The organism is Thermococcus sp. MAR1, assembly GCF_012027305.1.
Taxonomy (GTDB): Archaea; Methanobacteriota_B; Thermococci; order Thermococcales; family Thermococcaceae; genus Thermococcus.
Genome location: NZ_SNUF01000001.1, coordinates 250270 through 272399 on the forward strand (window position 1 = coordinate 250270; position 22130 = coordinate 272399).

24 protein-coding genes are annotated in these 22130 nt (G+C 54.4%); 13 read left to right on the forward strand and 11 right to left on the reverse strand.

What is annotated here, in order from left to right; all coding sequences use genetic code 11:
- The first annotated feature begins 7 nt into the window (after nt 1–7).
- Nucleotides 8–340 (forward strand): nucleotide pyrophosphohydrolase, encoded by a 333-nt coding sequence (locus E3E25_RS01405; protein WP_167891540.1) that lies wholly within the window; start codon nt 8–10, stop codon nt 338–340.
- Between the two features lie 31 nt (nt 341–371).
- Nucleotides 372–2789, forward strand: coding sequence for a glycoside hydrolase family 38 C-terminal domain-containing protein (locus E3E25_RS01410; RefSeq protein ID WP_240910769.1), 2418 nt, complete (start codon nt 372–374; stop codon nt 2787–2789).
- A gap of 26 nt (nt 2790–2815) precedes the next feature.
- Here the strand turns inward: E3E25_RS01410 and E3E25_RS01415 are convergent, their stop codons facing one another.
- Nucleotides 2816–3265 (reverse strand): HIT family protein, encoded by a 450-nt coding sequence (locus tag E3E25_RS01415; RefSeq protein ID WP_167892578.1) that lies wholly within the window; start codon nt 3263–3265, stop codon nt 2816–2818.
- Between the two features lie 55 nt (nt 3266–3320).
- On the opposite strand from E3E25_RS01415, the gene E3E25_RS01420 reads away from it, so the two are divergent.
- From E3E25_RS01420 to E3E25_RS01460, 9 genes are all read left to right on the forward strand, one after another.
- Complete coding sequence (locus E3E25_RS01420; RefSeq protein ID WP_167892579.1) at nt 3321–3542, forward strand: hypothetical protein; 222 nt, start codon at nt 3321–3323, stop codon at nt 3540–3542.
- A 78-nt stretch (nt 3543–3620) separates the two neighbouring features.
- Nucleotides 3621–4403, forward strand: a complete 783-nt coding sequence (psmA, locus tag E3E25_RS01425; RefSeq protein ID WP_167891542.1) for an archaeal proteasome endopeptidase complex subunit alpha — start codon at nt 3621–3623, stop codon at nt 4401–4403.
- Between the two features lie 11 nt (nt 4404–4414).
- Nucleotides 4415–5125, forward strand: a complete 711-nt coding sequence (locus E3E25_RS01430) for a ribosome assembly factor SBDS (protein ID WP_167891543.1) — start codon at nt 4415–4417, stop codon at nt 5123–5125.
- On the forward strand, nt 5122–5892 hold the full coding sequence (gene rrp4 / locus E3E25_RS01435) for an exosome complex RNA-binding protein Rrp4 (RefSeq protein WP_167891544.1): 771 nt from the start codon (nt 5122–5124) through the stop codon (nt 5890–5892). Before E3E25_RS01430 ends, rrp4 begins: the two co-directional genes overlap by 4 nt.
- On the forward strand, nt 5889–6638 hold the full coding sequence (gene rrp41 / locus E3E25_RS01440) for an exosome complex exonuclease Rrp41 (RefSeq protein WP_088179804.1): 750 nt from the start codon (nt 5889–5891) through the stop codon (nt 6636–6638). Before rrp4 ends, rrp41 begins: the two co-directional genes overlap by 4 nt.
- A 1-nt stretch (nt 6639) precedes the next feature.
- Complete coding sequence (gene rrp42 / locus E3E25_RS01445; protein WP_167891545.1) at nt 6640–7449, forward strand: exosome complex protein Rrp42; 810 nt, start codon at nt 6640–6642, stop codon at nt 7447–7449.
- Nucleotides 7450–7479: 30 nt separating this feature from the next.
- Nucleotides 7480–7776 (forward strand): hypothetical protein, encoded by a 297-nt coding sequence (locus E3E25_RS01450; RefSeq protein ID WP_167891546.1) that lies wholly within the window; start codon nt 7480–7482, stop codon nt 7774–7776.
- A gap of 51 nt (nt 7777–7827) precedes the next feature.
- Nucleotides 7828–8223, forward strand: a complete 396-nt coding sequence (locus E3E25_RS01455; protein ID WP_088179807.1) for a cell division protein SepF — start codon at nt 7828–7830, stop codon at nt 8221–8223.
- Nucleotides 8224–8288: 65 nt separating this feature from the next.
- Entirely contained in the window at nt 8289–8915 is a 627-nt protein-coding gene (locus E3E25_RS01460; RefSeq protein ID WP_167891547.1) for a ZPR1 zinc finger domain-containing protein, read from the forward strand.
- Here the strand turns inward: E3E25_RS01460 and E3E25_RS01465 are convergent.
- The gene (locus E3E25_RS01465) at nt 8912–9436 is read right to left on the reverse strand and encodes an ASCH domain-containing protein (RefSeq protein WP_167891548.1); all 525 of its coding nucleotides are present in this window, start codon (nt 9434–9436) and stop codon (nt 8912–8914) included. The genes E3E25_RS01460 and E3E25_RS01465 overlap by 4 nt on opposite strands.
- A gap of 71 nt (nt 9437–9507) precedes the next feature.
- On the opposite strand from E3E25_RS01465, the gene E3E25_RS01470 reads away from it, so the two are divergent.
- Nucleotides 9508–9882 carry a hypothetical protein gene (locus E3E25_RS01470; RefSeq protein ID WP_167891549.1) on the forward strand — a complete coding sequence of 125 codons (375 nt, stop codon included), beginning with the start codon at nt 9508–9510 and terminating at the stop codon, nt 9880–9882.
- Nucleotides 9879–10292, forward strand: coding sequence for a hypothetical protein (locus tag E3E25_RS01475; protein WP_167891550.1), 414 nt, complete (start codon nt 9879–9881; stop codon nt 10290–10292). Before E3E25_RS01470 ends, E3E25_RS01475 begins: the two co-directional genes overlap by 4 nt.
- On the opposite strand, the gene E3E25_RS01480 is transcribed toward E3E25_RS01475, so the two are convergent.
- The 9 genes from E3E25_RS01480 to E3E25_RS01520 all read right to left on the reverse strand — a co-directional run bounded on the left by E3E25_RS01480 (nt 10279) and on the right by E3E25_RS01520 (nt 22093).
- The gene (locus E3E25_RS01480; protein WP_167892580.1) at nt 10279–11289 is read right to left on the reverse strand and encodes a homoserine dehydrogenase; all 1011 of its coding nucleotides are present in this window, start codon (nt 11287–11289) and stop codon (nt 10279–10281) included. The genes E3E25_RS01475 and E3E25_RS01480 overlap by 14 nt on opposite strands.
- Nucleotides 11290–11329: 40 nt before the next feature.
- Nucleotides 11330–12175: a CBS domain-containing protein gene (locus E3E25_RS01485; protein WP_167892581.1), complete on the reverse strand. Its 846-nt coding sequence runs from the start codon at nt 12173–12175 to the stop codon at nt 11330–11332.
- 80 nt (nt 12176–12255) lie between these two features.
- Nucleotides 12256–13461 (reverse strand): sodium ion-translocating decarboxylase subunit beta, encoded by a 1206-nt coding sequence (locus tag E3E25_RS01490; protein WP_167891551.1) that lies wholly within the window; start codon nt 13459–13461, stop codon nt 12256–12258.
- Nucleotides 13462–13467: 6 nt separating this feature from the next.
- Nucleotides 13468–13932, reverse strand: coding sequence for an acetyl-CoA carboxylase biotin carboxyl carrier protein subunit (locus E3E25_RS01495; protein WP_167892582.1), 465 nt, complete (start codon nt 13930–13932; stop codon nt 13468–13470).
- Between the two features lie 2 nt (nt 13933–13934).
- Nucleotides 13935–14303, reverse strand: a complete 369-nt coding sequence (locus E3E25_RS01500; RefSeq protein WP_167892583.1) for an OadG family protein — start codon at nt 14301–14303, stop codon at nt 13935–13937.
- 18 nt (nt 14304–14321) lie between these two features.
- Complete coding sequence (locus tag E3E25_RS01505) at nt 14322–15890, reverse strand: carboxyl transferase domain-containing protein (protein ID WP_167891552.1); 1569 nt, start codon at nt 15888–15890, stop codon at nt 14322–14324.
- Between the two features lie 139 nt (nt 15891–16029).
- Nucleotides 16030–16461 carry a translation initiation factor IF-2 subunit beta gene (locus E3E25_RS01510; protein WP_167892584.1) on the reverse strand — a complete coding sequence of 144 codons (432 nt, stop codon included), beginning with the start codon at nt 16459–16461 and terminating at the stop codon, nt 16030–16032.
- 68 nt (nt 16462–16529) lie between these two features.
- Nucleotides 16530–21599: an LAGLIDADG family homing endonuclease gene (locus E3E25_RS01515; protein ID WP_240910737.1), complete on the reverse strand. Its 5070-nt coding sequence runs from the start codon at nt 21597–21599 to the stop codon at nt 16530–16532.
- Nucleotides 21599–22093, reverse strand: a complete 495-nt coding sequence (locus tag E3E25_RS01520; protein ID WP_055429612.1) for a hypothetical protein — start codon at nt 22091–22093, stop codon at nt 21599–21601. The genes E3E25_RS01515 and E3E25_RS01520 overlap by 1 nt, the downstream gene beginning before the upstream one ends.
- Between the last annotated feature and the right edge of the window lie 37 nt (nt 22094–22130).

A 22130-nucleotide genomic window follows, 5' to 3' on the forward strand; every position in this document is an offset into this window, starting at 1 on the left:
TGGTGGCATGGACTTCCGAGAGCTTGAGGAGAAGCTCGTGGCATTCCGCGATGCACGTGGCTGGGGGAAATATCACACACCGAAGAACCTGGCGGTATCTGCCGCGGTGGAGCTGGGCGAGCTTTTGGAGCACTTCCAGTGGGAAAGTGATTGGGAGATACTTGAGGCTGTGAAGGACCCGGCCAAGAAGGAAGCCATAGCGGATGAAATAGCCGACGTCGTGATATACCTAACCCTCCTCGCCCACGAGCTGGGCATAGACCTCGGCGAAGCTGTTGAGAGGAAGCTGAGGAAGAACGAGAGGAAGTACCCTGGAAAATCCGTAAAAGCCGGGGATTGAATGGTCTTCCTGAGTTGTGAGAGTGATAATCATGACCTTGGAAAAGAAACTTCGCAGGAGCCTCGGTATACCCGATGACGCGGAGAAGGTTCTGATCTTCACTGAATCGAGCCACTGGGACCCAAACTGGCTCTACACGTCGAAGGAATACTTCAAAAGGTTCGTTCAGAAAAACCTTGACATGGCAATAGGCGAGCTCCAGAAAGAGCCCCGGCGGGTTTATTCAGTTGAGAACGTCTTCTTTTTGAAGATGTACTGGGACCACAACCCGGGAAAGAGGGACGCCCCGAGGGACCTAATTAACGAGGGGCGCCTTCGCCTCATGAGCAGCGCCGTTACTTCGGCGGATACGATTCTCCCGAGGGTGGAAGCTATTTTGAGGGACATGCTGATAGGACAGGAGTGGCTTCGCTCGAACGGCATTGCCCGGGAGCCCAAACTCGCCTATTTCCCGGACAGCTTCGGTTCGTCCCCGTTCCTTCCCTCACTCCTGAACGCCGCTGGATTTGACCGCACGGCAATCACGCGCCTGGACGGGATGTACTTCCCTGGATGCGACCTTGAACCAAAATGGCGCTTTCCCCGCCCAGGCTCCAGCGCAGAGCTGCTCCTCAAAAAAGAAAGGAGTCTCGACTTTGTGTGGCGCGATAAAAATGGAGGGGAGGTCTTAGCCCACTGGAACGCCTTCACCTATGGCCAGGGAGATATGCTCGCTTATCTTGGAATCAGCCGCGTCTACCTTGCGAAACTGGCGATCTCACTGCGAACCGGCTGGCACATAGCGCGGAGAATCCACCAATACGTCAAAGCCCTTTCCCCCTTCAGCCGAACCCCTTACATGCTCTGTCCCATAGGCTTTGATTTTGTTGAACCCATCCCGGATTTAATTTCTCTGCTCGACCGCTATAACAGGGAATATTACCCCAAAACGGGAATATGGGTTGTGAATGCTGGCCTTGACGATTACCTCGCGCTAATTGAGAACTACAGGGACCGGCTCCCGGTTTTGGAACTCGACCCCAACCCGTACTGGACCGGATTCTACACATCGAGACCAAAGCTCAAGAAGCGCTGCTACCTTCTCCTTGAAAAGCTCCTCCTCGCGGAAAAACTTGCCTTTCTCCCGGAAAACCGTGGCGCAGAGAAAAGAATCCTGCAGGAGCTTGAAGAACCCTGGTGGTGTGCGGCGGTTTCCAACCACCACGATTTCATCACCGGAACTTCCACGGATAGAGTGGTCGAGGGGGAGCAGATCCCCTGCCTTGAGCGGGCGATAAAGACGGCCGATGAAGTTATCGAGAACCTCACGCCGCCCCTGAAAAAAGAACACAAAGATAACGGCTTATCTCCTCCAAAATGGTTCAGAGATGGAGATAAAATCCTCATCGAAACGGCCCATTACAGAATCGAAATCGGCGAGTCCCGCGGCGGTGCCATCACCGACCTCAGGTTCAAGGATGGTGTCCCCCTCTTAACAGGCGTCTCAAATGACCTCGTAAGCTACCGCGATTCAGGCGGCCTGTGGAGGATGGGGTACGAATTCCTCGGAGGAGTATGGAAAGAGTCCATGAAAGCCAGCAACAGCAGGGTAAAGGTTGAGGTTGTTGAGCACGATGGTGCCGTTGAAATCCTAAGCTCTACTTTACTCAACGGCGAGGAGATTTTAGGGAGAATATGGCTGGAAAACGATTCTCCCCTGATTTACTTCCGCGTTGAGGGGAAGATGAAGGAAGGCTACTCCCTAATCGTCCGCTTTATGACGACGGTATCCTCGGAGAGGATTTCAATGCATGCCCCCGGTGGGGTCGTGGATCGCCCCTGGAGGAGAATTTACAACCCCACCTTCTGGCCACTCCACCGTTTTGCCCATATACGGGATGACTCAACCGGGCACGGAATCGCTATCCTTCAGCCTTTTCCGGGTGCAATCTCTTACAGCCCCGATGGAAAAATTGAGCTTGTCGCGATGAGGAGCGCCGTTCGCGAAAAAGCCTTCGGGATCCTCGGCATCCCCGGAAACCCAGTCAGTGCCCACAAACATGAGAGGTACGAGTACGAATACGCGGTCCTTTTCACAAAACGTGGCGACTGGAAGGAGAACAAAATTCACCTGCTCGCAAAGAACTTGTCCACGCCTTGGAGGGAAGCTGAAGAGAAGGATTTGCTCAAAATCGCCGATTCGGTGGTGGAAGTAGACCCTCCAGATGTTGAAGTGGTGGCGGTAAAACCAGCCTCACGGGGGGAGGGGGTAATAGTTAGGCTGTATGCGCCGTTTGTTCCAGAAAAAACGGTTAAAATAAAGCCCAGCTTCGGCGTAGCAAAAGCTTTCCTTTGCGATGCCCGGGAGCGTGATGTAGAAGGGCTGAAAGTGGAGAATAACAGCGCTTTTGTAAAAATGCCCGGTTCCATAGCCACAATAAGGTTAATCCCGGAAGAGCGGTGTTTATAGCGAGTCCTTAATCCAACAACGAAAGATTAGCCGCCGAATGCCTTCCTGAGTCGTTCCACTTCCTCTCGGCTCAGCCTGTTCTTCTCCCATCTCTCCTTCAGGCTCAGGTTCTCGTCCTCCAAATCAAGGACTGCCTTCCTGACGCCGCCCCGCGGGTGAGCGCAGTCCCCCTCCCAGCGGGGAATCACGTGGAGGTGAATGTGCGGAACGGTTTGACCTGCGGCCTTTCCAAGGTTCATCCCCACGTTGAACCCGTCCGGCTTTAACACCTCTCTCAGCTTCTCCATCGCCAGCTCCATGCCCCTTATCAGGGCGGCCTTTTCTTCCCCGCTCAGCTCTTCCCAGCTCTCGACGTGTCTCCCAGGAACCACCAGCAGGTGGCCCCGGTTCGCCGGATATGAGTCAATGAGTATCCTGATGATCCCGTCATCGTAAAGAATCGCCTCACGCTTTGCATTGCAGAACGGACACTCCATCGGCAACACCAAAGACTTAAAACGGGTTCCAAATAAAAAGCCCTCGGTGGGAGGAATGGAAGAGACCCTTGAGGTAATGAACAAAACCTATCGGAGGTTCCTCGCGCTTGGCATGGGGTTTCTTGTAGTGGCTTTCGGCATGATGATACTTCAACCTCTCGGCCGTGAGTCCTCGCTGATTCTGGCCGCGATACTGTTTGTGATAGCGTTCATTCCCCTGGAGTTCGCCAGGAGAATAGCCAGAAAGATGGCGATGCTCGCCTTGCGAGGTGAATAGAAAAGCTTAATTATGCCGCCCGAGAATTATGGCCAGAGAGTAGGAGATATGACGATAATACGTTAGAGGTGATGTAAAATGGCGTTTGTACCACCGCAGGCAGGTTACGACAGGGCCATTACCGTTTTCAGCCCTGACGGAAGGCTCTTCCAGGTAAACTATGCAAGAGAGGCCGTTAAGAGGGGAGCCACCGCTGTAGGAGTCAAGTGGAAGGAAGGTGTCGTTCTCGCCGTCGAGAAGAGGATAACCAGCAAGCTCATCGAGCCGAGCAGCTACGAGAAGATTTTCCAGATCGACGACCACATTGCGGCCGCTCCGAGCGGCATAATAGCTGATGCGAGGGTTCTCGTTGACAGGGCCAGGCTTGAGGCCCAGGTTTACAGGCTTACCTACGGCGAACCCGTTCCACTCACCGTTCTGGTGAAGAAGATATGCGACCTCAAGCAGGCCCACACCCAGTACGGCGGTGTGAGGCCATTCGGTGCGGCTTTGCTCATGGCTGGCGTGAACGACAAACCTGAACTCTACGAGACCGATCCGAGCGGGGCCTACTTCGAGTGGAAGGCAGTTGCCATAGGCAGCGGCAGGAACACGGCCATGGCGATCTTCGAGGAGCACTACACCGACGACATAGACATGGAGGGTGCGATAAAGCTGGCTATAATGGCGCTCGCAAAGACCCTTGAGGAGCCGAGCCCGGAGAGCATAGAGGTCGCGTACATAACGATGGAGGACAAGCGCTGGAAGAAGCTCGGAAAGGAAGAGCTGGCTAAATATCTCGATGAAATCCTCGAAGAGGTCAAGGAAGAGGAAGTCGAGGAGAAGGAAGAGGACTACTCCGAGCTGGACAGCAACTACTGAGGTGACGGGCGATGCCCATAAGTGTTGATAAAGCCGTCATCGCCCGTCTGAAGACGCATGGCGAGACCTTTGAGATACTCGTTGACCCGTACTTGGCCAGGGACTTCAAAGAGGGCAAGGAGGTTCCGATAGAGGAGATACTCGCCACTCCTTACGTTTTTAAGGACGCGCATAAGGGCGATAAGGCCAGCGAGCACGAGATGGAGAAGATATTCGGCACCAGCGACCCCTACGAGGTGGCAAAGGTAATCCTTCGCAAGGGAGAGGTTCAGCTGACGGCGGAGCAGAGGAGGCAGATGCTTGAGGACAAGAGGCGCTACATAGCGACGATAATCCATCGCCACGCCGTCGACCCGAGAACCGGCTACCCACATCCGGTTGATAGAATCCTCCGGGCGATGGAAGAGGCTGGAGTCCACGTTGACCTGTTCAAAGATGCAGAAGCGCAGGTTCCTGGAGTCATCAAGGCGATAAGACCCCTTCTCCCGATAAAGCTTGAGATGAAGGTTATAGCAGTCAAGATACCCGGTGACTACGTCGGCAAGGCCTACGGGGAGGTCAGGAAGTTTGGAACGATAAAGCGCGAGGAGTGGGCCAGCGACGGTTCGTGGCTGTTCCTCATCGAGATTCCTGGTGGAATCGAGGACGAGTTTTATGAGAAACTTAACGCCCTCACGAAGGGCAATGCGGTAACTAAACTGATAGAGAGGAAGGGACTATGAGACGGATTTTTGTAAAGAATAGGGAACTTGTCGTCCCTGGGACTCTGCTTGCCCAGGGACCGTTTAAGAGCGGAAGAGGGACGTTCAGGGAAGGCAACAGGATATACTCAACGGTCGTTGGGCTGGTTGAGATCAGGGGGGACGCCATAAGGGTTATACCCCTTGAGGGCCCGTACATCCCAGAGGTTGGCGACAACGTTCTCGGCAAGATAACCGACGTCAGGTTCTCCAACTGGAGCGTTGACATAGGAGCACCCTATGAGGCCAACCTGCGCGTTCAGGATGCCACAGAGGAGCGCATAGACATACTGAAGACAGACCTGAGGAAGATATTCGACATCGGCGACATAATCTACGCTAGGGTAAAGGCGTACAACGAGATAAACCAGATAGACCTCACAACTAAGGGCATGCCCTTCAAGGGTGGCCCGCTCAGAGGGGGGCAGATAGTCAAGATAACGCCCTCCAAGGTGCCGAGGCTCATAGGTAAGGGCGGTTCGATGATAAACCTCATCAAGAAGCTGACCGGGACGAGGATAATAGTCGGCCAGAACGGCTGGGTTTGGGTCAGCGGCAGAAAGGAAGAGCTTGAGAAGCTCGCGATTGAGGCGATACTCAAGGTAAACAGGGAGAGCCACACCCAGGGACTTACCGACAGGGTCAAGGAACTTCTCATGACGAGGCTTCGGGAGCTCAAGGAGCGGGGAGTCGTTGAAGAGATACCCCAGATTGAAGAGCCAAATGCTGGAGAGGGTGAAGGAGAATGATGGGCAAGCCAGAGGGTTTAAAGCTCATAGATGAGAACGGAAAGAGAATAGATGGGAGAAAGAAGTACGAACTCAGACCTATAAAGATGGAAGTCGGTGTGCTGAAGAACGCCGACGGTTCTGCCTACGTTGAGTGGGGCAAGAACAAGGTTCTGGCGGCTGTTTACGGCCCGAGGGAGATTCACCCCAAGCACCTTCAGAGGCCGGACAGGGCCATACTCCGTGTCAGGTACAACATGGCGCCCTTCAGCGTGGAGGAGCGCAAGAAGCCAGGTCCGGACAGGAGGAGCGTCGAGATAAGCAAGGTTATACGGGGTGCACTAGAACCTGCGCTCATACTCGAGATGTTCCCGAGAACGTCCATAGACGTATTCATCGAGGTCCTTCAGGCCGACGCGGGAACTCGCGTGGCAGGAATAACGGCAGCGTCACTCGCCTTGGCGGATGCGGGCGTGCCCATGAGAGACTTGGTCGCTGCCTGCGCCGCCGGCAAGATAGAGGGCGAGATAGTCCTCGACCTCAACAAGGACGAGGATAACTACGGCGAGGCGGACGTTCCGGTCGCGATAATGCCCCTCAAGAACGACATAACACTGCTCCAGATGGACGGCTATCTCACCAAGGATGAGTTCGTCGAGGCCGTTAGACTCGCCATCAAGGGCGCCAAGGCGGTCTACCAGAAGCAGCGCGAGGCGCTGAAGGTCAAGTATCTCAAAATAGCCGAGGAGGTCGGTGGAGGTGAGTGAAATGGAAGTGATGGCCAGCATAATGCGCGACCACATCCTGAGCCTCCTCAAGGAGGGCAGGCGCATAGACGGCCGCGCTCTTGAGGATTATCGCGACCTCGAGGTCAGGGTCAACGTCATTGAGAAGGCCGAGGGTTCCGCTTGGGTTAAGCTAGGCAACACCCAGGTCTTGGTTGGCATAAAGGTGGACATGGGTGAGCCCTTCCCCGACCTCCCGGAGAAGGGAGTCATAACGACTAATGTCGAGCTCGTGCCCCTAGCTTCCCCGAGCTTTGAGCCCGGACCGCCTGATGAGAACGCCATAGAGCTGGCCAGAGTCGTGGACAGGGGCATAAGGGAGAGCCAGGCGGTGGAGCTGGAGAAGCTCGTCATCGTCCCCGGCAAGCTCGTAAGGGTGGTCTTCATAGACGTCCACGTTCTCGACCACGACGGCAACCTTCTCGACGCCAGCGGAATAGGTGCCATAGCTGCCCTGCTGAGCACGAAGATTCCGAAGGTAGTCTACAACGAGGAGAAAGATGAGGTCGAGGTTCTCGACGAGTACGAGCCCCTGCCGGTGAGCAAGATACCGATCCCGGTTACCATAGCCAAGATCGGCGGCAACCTGCTCGCCGACCCGAACCTGGACGAGGAGCGCGTCATGGACGGCAGGATAACCATAACCACCGACGAGAACGGCATGATTTCCTCTGTCCAGAAGAGCGAGGGAGGCAGCTTCAAGCTGGAGGAGGTTATGTACGCAGTTGACCTCGCCCTGAAGAAGGCCGCCGAGATAAGGGAGAAGGTTCTTGAGGCCGTCAAGGCCGGGTGAACCTTTTCTTTTCACTTCCCGGTGGTTGCTATGGGGGCGTCCCTTTTCGTTGACGTCATAGCCCTCGCGGTGCTGGTGCTCTTCCTGCTCCAGTTTCTCAGGCTGGCTGTTGCCGGTGGCTCCAGGAAGGAGCTCTACCTAACGCTCGCCCTTTTCTCGATTACTCTGGGCGTCTGGCTCATCTACAACGCCTCCTTCACCTGGGGGTGGGACTTCTACACTTACGTGCCCCTGGCTTTCGCGGTTGCCACCTTCCTCCTCAGCGTCTTCGGGCTGTTCCGGCTGCGGGAAGAGGAGGGGTTGGGGGGTTTTCAGAAAGAGATATAAACACCAATGCCCAAATTAATCCAGCCTTACGATTAACTGGGGGGAACAGTTATGGGATTGTTTGACAGCCTCAAAAAGAAGGACGAAAAGGCCAAGAAGAAGCCGCCCGCGGCGATTAAAAAGGAGGTAGCTCCCAGGCGTGACATCGATGTCATTCCTCTTGAGGAGGATGTTCTTGCTAAGGAGATAGTCAAGCCCCAGGTCAGGTACCTCAAGAAGATCGTCGTCACCAGCTACGCCGACCTTGAGAGGATCTCGGAGGAGCTCCAGAACGGCAACATAATCCTGGTCGACCTCACCCCGCTCGAGGTCAAGCCGGAAGTTCTTGAGAAGGTTGCCGAGCAGATAAAGGGAATGGTCAGCGCCCTTGGCGGACAGGCCGCTAAAATCTGCAAGCACGAGATAAAACTGATTCTCGTTCCGGCGGACATCAGGATAACCAAGTGATGCTTTCTTTTTCTATCCTACGATTTTATAAGGGGTTAACTGAGTCTATTCTTCGGTGATGAGAGATGACCGAGAGGAAAGGAGAGATTCAGGAGATCCGGCTGGGAGACTGTCCAATCTGCGGGGGTAAGGGCACGCTCAAGGCCCTTCAGTACGTTCACGACATCCCCTACTTCGGGAAGGTCATGGAGAGCACGATAATCTGTGAGCGCTGTGGATATAGAAACGCCGACGTCATGATACTGGAGGACAGGCCGCCGAAGCTCTACAGCGTAAAGGTTGAGGAGGAAAAGGACCTCTTCACCCGCGTTGTGAGAAGCAAGAGCGGAACCATCGAGCTGGAGGAGATAGGGGTCAAGATAGAACCCGGGCCTGCTGCTGAAGGTTTCGTCAGCAACGTTGAAGGCGTTTTAGAGCGCGTCAGGGAGACCCTGATGATGGCCAAACACTTCAGGCAGCAGGAAGGCGATGAAGAAGCTGTTAAAAAGGCCGAGGAGATACTCCAGTACATCGAGGAGGTCAAGGAGGGTAAAAAACCCCTCACAGTGAGGATCATGGATCCCCTCGGCAACAGCGCCCTCATCGGCGAAAAGGTGAAGAGCAGGCTTTTGACGCAGGAGGAAATCAAAAAGCTTAGTCTCGGTCCCTACGTAATCGTTGAGCCGGAAGAAGGCGAGGGAAAAGAGGATTAGAGATACACGGCCTCCCGCGCCAGGAGGTCCTCTATCAAAGCTTTAACCCATGGTTTTCTGGTTTTCCTTGAGAGGTGGATTATCCCCTCAACGTGGACTCCATAGCGCTCCTTCATCTCCTCCTTGCTCATCGGCTCTTTGAAGAGGAAAGGCCTCTCTATTGTGAACGCATAACCGTACTCCCTGATGTATTCCCCCAGCCAGCGCTTCCCGTTATCGCCGTGAACAATGGCCAGCCCGCTGGTTTCCTTCGTCATCTCCCAGAGCGTGTCGAGGTCTGCCTTTATTACCTCGCCCACCTCGAAGCCTCCTGCAATGGTTCCCCTCCTCGTTAATGTCTGCTCCTCGTGGAGGCCGAGCCTTCTCAGGGTGTCCCTCAGCTCGTAGGGGTTTCCCCTGGCAACATAGAGGAAAACGGTGTCCCCCTCACTGAATGCCCTGGCTTTCCTAAGCTCTACCGTCTTGAGCCCCCGGAAGATGAGCTCCGCGTAGACTTGGTGGAGCGCTATCACGTGCTCCATAGTTTCACCGCACACACTTTTGAAAAAAGGTTAAAAATCTTGGCTTCTTAATTAGGATTAGTGGTGGTAATATGTCCTCGGTGAGAAGGGTGACGGCATGGAGGATGGGTTATCTCTCCATCGGAGTAATCTTTGTGCTGATTGGGGTTCTCGTGGGCCATTATGTGGAAGAACTCTTCGGCATGTTCTTCGGAATATTCGGCCTCTCCCTCCTGTTCGAGGCCTGCAGGAAGAGTGCTCTCCTCGTTTCCTCTGGTAAAGACGAGTTTAAAGTTATCGTCAGGGGAAGAAAGCCACCTTTCAATGTCATTATCCAGAAAAACGGCAAATCCCTCTGGAAGGGAAAGGTTACCGACTACGTGGAGGTTGGGAATTTCTCCTTTGACCTTGTTGATGGAAAGCTCCTCGTGAGGTTTAGAGGTAAACCGCTGGGGAGGCTGCCTTGATGAGGCTCGAAAAAGTTTACGTGAAGAGTGAACGGCTATGGAGGTTGGGGCTATTCTACCTCGCGCTGTCAATTCCGTTCTTCGTCATAGGTTTGGCTACAAACCGGGCGGTTTTCCCAGTGGTGAATGTTTCCATAGCTCTTCTTTTCCTGGTTCTGGCGCACCGGCTTCGAGCGATTAGAGTGTCGTGCGAAGGAAAGACCTTCCTTCTCGTCCCTGACTACTTGACTTCAAGCCTGGTTATCAAAGATTCCTCCGGCGAAATCTTCAGGAGGGAGTTGTTCCCACCGGTTGGGAAGAGGGAAATAGAAACTCCCTGTGGGAAAATCATCGTTGAGGTGACCCCCCATCGCTTCGGGAAGGTGGACTTGGTAGTAAAAGCAGGAGAGGGGAGAATCAGGATTCCCTAAGCTTCATCGAGGCCTTTATGATGTCGCCCACTACTCCGCTTGCCGTCTCCTTCAATCCCGCACCGGCTCCCTTGATGACCAGCTCGCCGAGCAGATCGGTCTTTATTACCGCTGCATTCTCGTGGCTTTCCACAGCCAGGGGATCCTTCTTCGGAACTTCTCTCGGCTCTACTGTGATTTCTTCTTCTCTAACCTCTGCCACGAGCCTTATGGTATTGCCTCTCTCGCGGGCCCGTCTAACCTCCTCGGGGGTTATCTCCGCTATGCCCTTGGCATGAGCGTCGTTGAATGTTACTGGGTAGAATGCTAGGCAGTGGAGTATAGTTGCCTTGTAGCCTGCGTCTATGCCCAGCACGTCTCCGCTGGGGTCGCGCTCGGCTATTCCGAGCTTCTGGGCTTCTCTCAAAGCGTCTTCAAAGTCCAGCCCTACCTCCATCCGACTCAGAATGAAGGTCGTTGTGGCGTTTAAAACCGCCTCTATCCTCTCAACGGTGTCCCCCTTCAGCCCATCCTGGAGGACGGTTATTATCGGCGTCCCCGCCATAACTGTTGCCTCGAACCGGTAGGGAACGTCTCTCCTCTCCGCCTCCTTGGTCAGCTCGGCGTAGTGAAAGGCCAGGGGCGGCTTGTTGCTCGTGACGACGGCTTTGCCGTCCCTCAGCGCCGCCAAGTGCCAGGTCTGGGCGTTTTTATCGTTGGTGACGTCCACGACGATATCTGAATCTATCTCCCTGACTGCCTCCTCGGGCGTGAAGTTGTAGACCTCGTAGTCGTTCGTCCATGAGGAGAGTCTTCCGAAGTTCTCCTTTACCATGAGTGCTTCCCTGAGGGCCATACCCTCAGGAAGCCATACGACGGCGCTGGTGTCAGCAATGCTCACGACCTTGAACTTTAACCCGTATTTTTCGCGGAAGAGTAACTCCTTCTCCAATAAAACCCGCGCAACGGCTCTTCCAACGTTTCCAAAACCAAAGAGAGACAGCCTTACCTCCCTCACAGACACCACCCTTAAGAAAAGAGAGATTAATGCAGGGAACTCACTTGTTGAGGATGACTTTTATAATGTCCATGTCCCTGACGATGCCAACGAGCTCTCCTTCTCCCTTGATGACGGGCAGCTGCTCGATGTGGTACTGAACCATCTTCTGGGCCACGTCGTAGATGCTCATGTGGGGCGTTGCAACGACGAGTTCGCGGTTCATTATCTCCGAGACGGGCTTCTTGGGGAGCTGGAGCTCGGCCTTCTCGAAGAGGAGCGTGGGGTTGCTTTCGAGTATCCAGTCCTCCTCGCTTGATGCTGCCAGTGCAGTCTGCTTCATGACCCTCACGACCTCGCTGTCCTTCAGGAGGTCGGTCTCGTCAACCATGCCCACGAGGTTGCCCTCGTCGTCGATAACAGGGATTGCCATGGCGTTACAGAGCAGGAGCGCCTTGAGGGCGGCTTTGAGAGGCGTCCCATGCCAGACAACGCCGACGTTTTTCTGGTAGTATCTCTCGATGGTAACGTTCTTCAGCTTCTCGTTCTTCGCCAGGTAGCGTCTCACGATGTCCCCAACCGTGAGGATTCCCAGAACCTTGTTCTCATCGTCAACCACAACCACGCGCCTGTAATCCATCTCGAGCATGGCCCTAACGGCCTTCTTCAGATCATCGTTTGGTTTGACGGTGGGAACGTCCCTCTTAACGAGCATCGCGAGCTGCTCTTCATCAGGGTGAAGCAGAACACGCTTTATGCTTATTATTCCGACGAGGGCTTTCGTGTTCTTGTTGATGACGGGGAATGACCTTACTTTATGCTTCCTGAAGAGGCTGAGGGCGTACTCCCTCGTTGCCGGAAGCTCTATCACTACTGGGTCTGGGGTCATTAAAGTCTTCACGCGCATTTCCTTCACCACCGCTTTAACCTAAAGCGCTCTTCTCCTATTTTAAGCTTTTCATTTAAAAATTGGCAAAAAGGAGAGGGTCACCCAAGAACCGCCAGGAAAACTCCAGCGGCCACTGCGGTCCCTATTACTCCGGCGACGTTCGGACCCATCGCGTGCATGAGGATGAAGTTTCCGGGATCCTCTTCGCTGGCCATTCTCTGAACGACGCGCGCGCTCATTGGAACCGCCGAAACCCCTGCGGCGCCTATCATTGGGTTTATCCTTCCTCCTGAGAGCTTCATCATGAGCTTTCCGAAGAGCACTCCTCCTGCTGTAGCGCTGGCGAAGGCAACTATTCCGAGACCGAGTATCATCAGGGTCTCCTGGGTGAGGAAGCTGTCGGCCCTCATGGTCGAACCAACGCCCAGGCCGAGGAATATGGTGACGATGTTCATGAGCTCCTCCTGTGCCGCTTTGCTGAGCCTCTCGACGACGCCGCTCTCCCTGAACAGGTTGCCTATCATGAGCATTCCAACGAGTGGTGCTGCACTGGGAACTAAGAGCCCGATGACGATCATGCTGATTATCGGGAAGATTATCTTCTCCCTCTTTGACACGGGCCTGAGCTGCTCCATTCTGATTTTTCTCTCCTCCTTGCTCGTGAGGGCCTTTATGATGGGTGGCTGGATCAGCGGAACCAGGCTCATGTAGGAGTATGCCGCAACCGCCGTCGCTCCAAGTATCTCCGGTGCGAGTTTTGTGGTCAGGTATATCGTTGTCGGACCGTCAGCGCCACCTATGATGCCTATCGAAGCAGCTTGGTGGAGGTTGAAGCCGAGGGCCAGAGCCGTTAGCATCGCTATGAACACACCTATCTGGGCGGCGGCACCCATCAGGGCGGTCTTTGGATCGGCTATCATCGGACCGAAGTCCGTCATCGCTCCCAGACCGAAGAATATCAGGAGCGGAACTATTTCCGTCCTTATAAGGGTGTAATAGATGATATCAAAGATTCCGGGCGGGCCGTACTGCTGGTTTAAGTAGCTCATGGTGGCGAAGATGTTGTCCGCTATGTTCTCGGGGAGGTTGGGAGCTATCGGCCAGTTGGCCAGGTGGCCGAGAGGTATGTTAACAAGCACCGCGCTGATACCTATCGGGAGCAGCAGGAGCGGCTCCATCTCGTATCTTATGGCCAGATAGACCAGAGTAAGGCCGACTATTATCATTATCACGTTGCCCACCGTGAGGTTCAGCAGGCCCATGCCCTGAAAGAACGTTATTATCGATTCCACGAGTCCCGCCATGGCCCTTCACCCTAGTTCGATTAGTGTTTGTCCGGTGTCGACGGTGTCGCCTTCTTTGACGAGGATTTTTTTAACCACTCCGTCTTTTGGTGCTGGAATCTCGTTCTCCATTTTCATTGCTTCCAGGACGAGTAATCCCTGGCCGGTTTTGACCTGCTCGCCCTCCTTCACGAGGATTCTCAAAATCTTGCCGGGCATTGGGGCGGTGACCGCTCCTTCACCAGCCGGAGCTGGGGTTGGCGCTACCGGGGCAGGGGTTGGAGCAGGGGCCGGAGCAGCAACGGGTGCAGACGAAGGAACAGCGGCTACAGGGGCAGCACTGGTGCTCAGGGCACTCATGTCGATTCCCAGGCCCTTCGCCTCGACGGTGTACTCCCTGTCCTCAAAGGCAACCTTAAAGCGACCCATTCCAAGCTCCTCAACCTCAACCTCGTACTCAATACCATCCACGATGACCTTGACCTTCGCCATCTTCACCACTTCCCGAGCTCGTAGTTGAAGTCCTCAACTTCCTCCATGCTCGACTGGACGCCGTAGAGGCGCCAGGCATCTGAAACCTTCCTCTTGAACGGCAGGGGCCTGAGCTGTGAGGCCTTCTCGGCAGTGTATGCCAGCACAGCGGCCGTTATGACCGCGAGGTCCCTCGGGGGTATGGCCGGCTTTTCCTCCTTGGCCTCCGGGGCAGGAACGGGAACCGGAGCGGAAGCGGGCTTTTCCCGCTCCACCAGCCTTCTCTCGGTCCAGCCAACTGCGTAGAGAACGACCGCCAGGATGCTGAGTACCATGAAGACTATGGTAACACCCAGCACCGTCAGGTTCAGGCCCTCCATAAACTCGCTCATCACGACCATGCTAACACCTCACAGCGGTATGTTGCCGTGCTTCTTCGGGGGCAGCTTAACGCGCTTGCTCTCCATGGCCTCAAGTGCCATGATGACCTTTGCCCTCGTCTCTGCCGGGTCGATGACGTCGTCGATGTAGCCACGAGAAGCGGCAACGTACGGGTTGGCGAAGCGCTCGCGGTATTCGGCTATCTTCTGCTGGCGAACCTCCTCCGGGTTCTCGGCTTGAGCTATCTCCTTTCTGAAGATGATGTTGGCCGCTCCCTCCGGCCCCATGACCGCTATCTCCGCGGTAGGCCAGGCGAAGACGAAGTCAGCTCCGAGGTGCTTGCTTCCCATCGCGAGATATGCTCCACCGTAGGCCTTCCTGAGGATAACCGTCACCATCGGGACGGTCGCTTCCGCGTAGGCGTAGAGAACCTTTGCACCGTGCCTTATGATTCCGCCGTACTCCTGCTGGGTTCCAGGTAAATAGCCCGGAACGTCAACGAGGGTAACTATGGGTATGTTGAATGCGTCGCAGGTTCTTACAAAGCGCGCTATCTTATCTGAGCTGTCTATATCAAGAACGCCGGCGAAGTGTATCGGGTTGTTGGCGACTATGCCGACGGTCTGGCCGTTCATCCTTCCAAATCCAACAACCGCGTTCGGGGCGAAGTATGGCAGGATTTCCAGGAAGTCTGGGTTGCCGTTCTCGTCCCTGTCCACTATCTCGTAGATCACCTGCCTCACGTCGTAGCCCTTGTTCGGGTCGTCCGGGACGATGGAGTAGAGGTTCTCGGTCTTCCTGAAGGGCAAATCGCTCGTCTTGACCCTCGGCGGTTTCTCCATGTTGTTGGAGGGCAGGTAGCTCACGAGACGCCTTATTAAGGCAAGGACTTCCTCATCGCTCTTGCCCACGAGGTGGGCCTGTCCTGCTCTCTGGGCGTGAACCATGGCTCCACCGAGCTGTGTTGGCGTGACCTCAACGCCTGTCACAGCTTTAACGACCTGCGGCCCGGTGATGAACATGAAGCTCGCCGGGTTGTCCACCATGAGTATGAAGTCGCCGATGGCAGGGCTGTAAACGGCTCCACCGGCGCAGGGGCCCATTATCGCGGTTATCTGTGGGACGACACCGCTGAGGATGGTGTTCATCTTGAAGATCTCGCCGTAGCCCTTGAGGGAATCCACACCCTCCTGGATTCTTGCTCCACCGGAGTCGTTGAGGCCTATCACCGGCGCTCCGGCTTCAAGGGCAAGCTCCATGATGCGCTTTATCTTTGCCGCATGCATCTCACCGAGGGAACCGCCCATGACCGTGAAATCCTGGGCGAACACAAAAACGAGCCTTCCATCGATGGTACCGTAGCCGGTGATGACGCCGTCGGCGGGCAGCTCCTTCTTGTCGAGCCCGAATTCAGTACCCCTATGCCTGACGAACATGCCTATTTCAACGAAGCTTCCCGGATCGAGGAGCTTCTCAATCCTCTCGCGTGCGGTTAGCTTCCCCTTAGCGTGCTGTTTTTCGACGGCCTTTTCGCCGCCCATCTCAAGAATCTTCCTTTTTCTCTCATACAGATCGTTAACCTTCTCTTCCATGCTCATGAGGACTCCCCCTGACTGCTGAGAGTGTCGCCTACTTGTAGTTTGTAAAGTTTAAAAGGGTTTTCAAAATCGTTAGGGATGCCGAAAAATGCCGCCTAATGTGCATAAAAATACAGGGAACCGGAGAAAAAAGACTAAGTCAGAGGTGCTGAATAGGCGTTTCGGCACCGCAGGCCTCGCACTTGAGGAAGTGGAAGCGTCCGCGCTTGATAATCTTCGTATCCGGACTTCCACAGACCGGACAGATGACGTAGTCCTTGAGGTACTTCTTCATCTTGTTGCCTATCAGGTATGGTGTGAATCGCCCCTGCAGGACGGCACGCCTTCCTTCGAGACTTCCGGCTGTTGCCACCTCACGCAGGATGAACTTGAGCAGATGGTTCGGGTCGCGGTTCATGGCTTCGGCTATGTCCACGAAGTTCTCGATTATAGTCCTGTTTCCGGCTATCGTGACTATCGCTGCTGGAACCTCGAAACGGGAAGTGTGATGCTTGACGTTCTCAGGAAGCTCCTCGTAAGCCTTATCGAGTAAGCCTTCGAAATCGTAAAAGTCAACCTTCTTCTCGCTCACTTTCCTCACCTCCACTTTAACTACCGGAAGACGTTTATAACCTTTTGGAGTGGGGAAAGGGAGGGGAATCAGAGCACGCGGTAGAAGCCCGCGCGCGGCTCGTATATCCTGGCGTCGCGCTTGAGGTCGTTAATGAGCTTCTTTATCTCGTTCTCCGAGCCGAGGCCGGCCTGCTTCGCCGCCTCAATTATCCTGTCCTCCGGTGCCCCGAACTCTCCCTCGCTCTCCAGACTCTTTATGATGTCGACCATCCTGTCGATCTTGTTTATCTTCTTGGAGCTCTTGCCGACCTCCAGTATCGAGACGTCCAGCGTTCCCTCCTCATCAACGGCTATCTTCCTTATCATGTCCTCGATTATTGCTATCGCTGCCCTCGCGTCCTCCCGGGTGACTGTTTCACTGAGGCGCATTCTCGCGTGTGCCTCACTGAGCCTTATCAGTGCCTCAAGCTGTCTCGCGGTTATGGGAATCGGCTGCACGCCGTCGTCCTCGCCGGGCCTCTTAAAGCCCTTCCTCATCCTGACATAGTAGCGCTTTATCTCCTCCATTGCTTCCCTGCTCAGAACGGGATGGACGTTCTTTCTCGCGTAGGCTATGTACTTTTTAAGCAGGTCGTAGGGTATCTTTGGAGTAACCGCCTCCGCCTCTCCCCTGCGCACCTTGAGGATATGTTCGGCTATGCTGGCATCCACCTTCTCGTCGGGCTCATCGAGGAGGAGAAATATCAGATCGAAACGGCTGAGCAGGGTCGGCGGCAGGTCGAGCTGCTCTGGAAGGGACTTGTGGCGGTTGAATCGTCCGTATTTCGGGTTTGCGGCCGCTATAACCGTCGTTCTCGCGTTGAGAGTGGCTGTTATGCCTGCCTTGGAGATGCTTATCGTCTGCTGTTCAAGTGCCTCATGTATCGCGCTCCTGTCGCGCTCGCTCATCTTGTCGAACTCGTCAATGCAGTTGTGGACTATGATTCCCTCAGCGAGGAAGTTGTGCTCGCCCGGCACATAGAGGTCGTAGACGTAGCCGTCGTAGGGAATGCGCTCGATGGAGACGATTTCATCGAGGAAGTAATCCCTCGTAGCGAGGACTTCAAGCTTAATCCGGATTTCTGGACTCAGAACATCGCCGAGCTTCTCAATGAGCTTTCTCAGCTGAATCCTGCTGGGCTGGTACCTGCCCCTAGCGTATGAATAAACGGTGCTCCACAGCCCCCGCTCCTGTAGTAACTTAGCCGGGACACTTTCGATGATATCCCTTGCGATTCTCTCAACGGGCTTGGTGGGAACTTTATCACTCCTCGACGAGACGAGGTGCTTTTTAACGGGTATCTCCTTAATCTTGACACTGTACGCCCTAACCGCGTTAAGGAGGTTTGCTACATCTTCTCTTCCTGTTATCTGAATCCTATTCACACCCTTTCCAGGAATTACGCGCGCGTACACGTCAAACCTGCGGAGCAGGAGTGCAAAGGCCCTGTCCATCTCCAGGTCGTTCGAAAGCAGAAAATCAACGTGAACAACACTTCCCCTCTTGCCACTCTTGATTGATACACAGCCGTCCGAGTCCAAGGCCCCGGCAACAAAGGCCTTCAGGGCCTCGTCGTCCAGGGAGAATGCATTCCTGAAGTTGTCTTTGGTGATGTATTCGTAAATATACGCGAGCAATGGTGAGCTGACGTGGAACGTAATCGTGTTACTCTCTATCTTGTTGCCCGCGAGTTTACTCCTCGTGGTCCTTTCGTACTCCCTCAGCCGTCCATCGTAGAAGCTCTTGAAGGCTCGCTTTAGGTTCTCAATCTGCAGGTTATGCACCTTTGACTGGACTATGCGAACGTGAACCTTCGAGCCGTTCCGTTTTATCCACCCGTCCCCGTAAAGGAAGCCAAGGAAATAAGCGAGTTCGGGGGTTATGTACGCGACTTTAAGGCGCTCCCTGCGATAGTTTGGACCGTACGTTAACGGCTTCTCGCTCCATTTCTCATAGATTCCCAGCTCAAGGAGTATCTCTCTGAACTTTCCAACACTTATAGAGCCCTTTCCGGAGAGGAAATCCCTCGAAACGTTGTACTTCCTGTTGAACTCGGCGAGGCTCTTAAATCTCTTAAGAACTTCGGCCTTCAGCTCTCTCTTCTCCTCGGGAGTCAGTTTGACCTTCCAAGTGGACGGCAAGATGTCAAGTATGTAAACCCTGTTTCTCACCGGGGGAAGCTTTAGCGGGGCAACTACCTTGTCTCCAGTCCTGAACTTCTCCGCCTCCTTCCACTCAAGGGTCTGGCCGTCTATGAGGAGATGGTCTGGAGTTAGGGTTACCTCGTTGCCGGAGCGGAACTTCAGCCTGAGTAGCTCGCCCTTCCAGGGCTTCCTGCGGATTATAGTGGCCTTGGAAGTCTTCGTCCTCATGCTTCCCAAGTCTAGCGCGGTAACTCCCATCTCCTTCTCCTGAATGTCCACAACCTGACCGTCGGAGAACGCCTTGTAGGATTTCTCAAGCTCAAAGAGGTCTTCGATGCGAACGTACTTCCCATCTACCAATACCCTCGAATCGGGGTGCAGGCAGGCGAAGCCACCATCCGCCAGAACCAAAACACCGGCTTCCAGAACCCACGAGCCGGTGAACTCGTCGCGGACCGCTGCAGCCGTCAAACCGGCTGCTGAACTGCTCTTACCGCTCGTATAAATCGCTCTCGGCGCTAAATTGGCAACGTAGCGGAGGAGCTGGCTGTTGTGGACGAAGATGTCGTTGGCTATGAAGTTATGGTGCTCAGGAACCTGCAGGTCGTAGACCCACTCGTGTTCGGGTTTGTACTCTTCAATCTCAGCTATTTTATCCCAGAAGATGTCCGACTTGGAGAGGAAATTAAGAAGATCAACCTGCGAAGACCCGGGCAGATGCTTGTTAAGGATATCCGCAATCACCTGCAGTTTCTCCCTGCTCGGGAGTCTATCTCCCCTCTCGTAGTGAAGGTAAGTTGAGCGGGGTATCCCCATCTGTGCCTGAGTAAGTCCTGTCCTAGTGCGAAGGTCTCTCAACAGCGAACCAACTCCTGGGACAACATCGATGTTAGTGTTTGTCTTTATGCTGGACGTCACGCTCTTGAGAAGATCCATTTTAGAGCGCAGACCAAAGCCAACCCTTTCTTTAAACTTAATGGCGTCTTCTCCTGTGATAAACAGCCGGTAGTATGTCCTTGGAGCCTTCATCTTGCCGTTGGTTGCGCGGGCCTTTGTTTCGTGTAACTGGGACTTTATCCCGAAGCGAAGGAGAAGATGTTGAACCCCTTTGAGCAACTCTTTTGATGCTGAAACAACCGTAACCTTTGGTCGCTTTTTATCAACGGTGCCCTCTGCGTCAAAGTACCCCCTGAGGAAACCTCTTATGTCCTCCAACTGCGCTCTGAAAAGTTGCAGTGGAACCTTCTTGTCCTTAGAACCTCCGGTTAATTCCAACCACTCCATCAAACGATAGAACTCTACACTACTCACGTACACTTCCTTGGCACTCTTACCTTTATGGCCATCTCTAATTGTCGGGTTAAGGCCAAGAACCTGAAGGTATTCGTAAACATATTGTATCAACCGTTCATCGTTGTTAGTGAAGTAGATGGTAGCACTTCCTCCCCTGTTCTGAGCGTAGCCTTCCCCAACCAGCAATCCTATTAGATACCAGAACTTTTCATCAGCGGTCTCAGGAAGTTTTAGCCTTGCCTTCGCGGTCTTTGGTTTCTCAATGGAGGTATCTGAGAGCCTAACCGGCTTCCCATCAACAGGAAGGACTCTCGGCACCGCTATAAAATCTCCTACCTTAAGCTCCCTTGCCTTCTTCGTCCGAAACTGGCCATCCTCAAATGTGAAGAACGGGTGGGTTGGAGTGGCCCTAATCTCCCTTCCGCTCGCGGTTCTTATCAGGTACATCTTTTCCGGGGCCTTCCTCTTCCAGGCGATGTTCGCCTTAACCTTCCTGACCTTCAACGTTTTCGCGTCGAGGGCGTATAGCTCAAGGTCAATCGGGGCATAGAGACCATCATCGACCTTTCCTAGGGTCCCCTTGGCCTTAGCTCTCTCAACGGCCTCCTCGACAACCTTACCTATTTCCCTCAAGCTTCCGTCGGCGAGGAGAACTTTCGTGTGATAATCAACGCACTTGGCAACACCAGGATCTCCAACAAGCAGAACGTGGCTCTCACCGCGAAGCTTCGTCCCGTCCGGAAGAACCCTTTGCACACCGCCGAAGAGGGCCAGAGCTATGCCCTTCTTAACAGTCTTGTGGCCCCATATTGCAGGGGCTATTGAGTCCACTATCGCATCAACGATGTCCTTCCTCTTCGCCAGCTCGCGTATCTTCTGCTCGTCCTCCGGCGAGATTTCAAGCTCCTCTATCTCCTTGCTGAGCTGTTCGATGTGGTTTACCTCCAGAACCTTCTTGAAAATCGGTCTCTTGTCCCTCTGCTCAAGGATGACGCGGAGGATTCCGGTAACTAAAACCCTGTCTCCGGGCAGGGCAGTATCCACCAGGTCATCGAGGAGTATCGCGTCAACGAAGCGGGGCATCTGGCCTCCCTTGAGGCTCTCCGGCCTGTCCTGAAGGCGGAAGCTCTGGAAGTTTATGAAGCGGCTCTTCTCGACGTCGAGGTCAACGTTCCTTGAGCCGCAGGCGTCGCATTTAGCTGGCTTGACTATGTTCTCGTAGGGCCTCTGTAGCCTTACCATCTCGTTGCCGCAGTCCTTGCAGACGAATACAGCTTTCTCGACGAAGGGCTTCACCTCGCTCACGCGCGTGATTATGCCCTCCACCTGAATGAGCCGGTTTATGTGCTCGCTCCCGAGTTCCTTGACGAGGAGAGTCCTCGGAAGGTTGTAGAACCTCGCGTGAACCTTGAACTCCTCCTCTTTGAGAAGGGGCGGCTCGCGGAGGACTATTTGAATGGCATCCTCCGCGGCGAGTATGCTCTCCTCGGGGTTTTTGAGGAGCTCGCCAGCAAGCTCCGGGTCGAAGGAGTTGAGGTGCGTCCAGTCTATCGCCAGCGAGCGCTTGGGGGTAACCGTAAGCAGGTCCTTGAGCTTGTTGAGATACACCTCGTTCCCGCTGTCGTCCACGTACTCCCTCAGAAAGCGAGCAAAGCGCTCTATCATGTCCTCCCTGTCCATTAGTCCTCACCCAACCATTCGTTTCTGATCTTGGACAGCTGGAGATATATCCTCCTCTCTTCCGGTGAGAGCCTCGACAGCAGCTCCAGGCTGTTCGGCCTCAGCATAACCGCCTTCAGGATTTTGTTGAAGCGTATCGTCTTCAGGTGCTCCAGCTTCTTCTTCAGGTTGGCGAGCTTGGTCAGCTTGACGTTTATCGTCTCTATACTCTCCCCCGCGTTCATCCTCACGTAGTTTTCCAGATAATACATGTAGAACTCGGCCCTCTCGTACAGCCCCGCGGGGAGGGGCATCAGGGGCTCGTTCTCCCGCTCCTCGGCTATGGCCCGGTCTATCTCACCTATGACCTTGTCGGTCTCATCGATGACATCAACCATCTTGGCCTCCCAGAGTTCCTTCGCCTTCCAGTCCTCAAGGAGAACGACATCGCCGGCGCTCCAGTCCCCAAGAGGACGGAGGATTTTAACCGCTATGACGGCTCTACCCGTGAACATGACACCACCCTCTCGAATATACCCATACCCCATGATG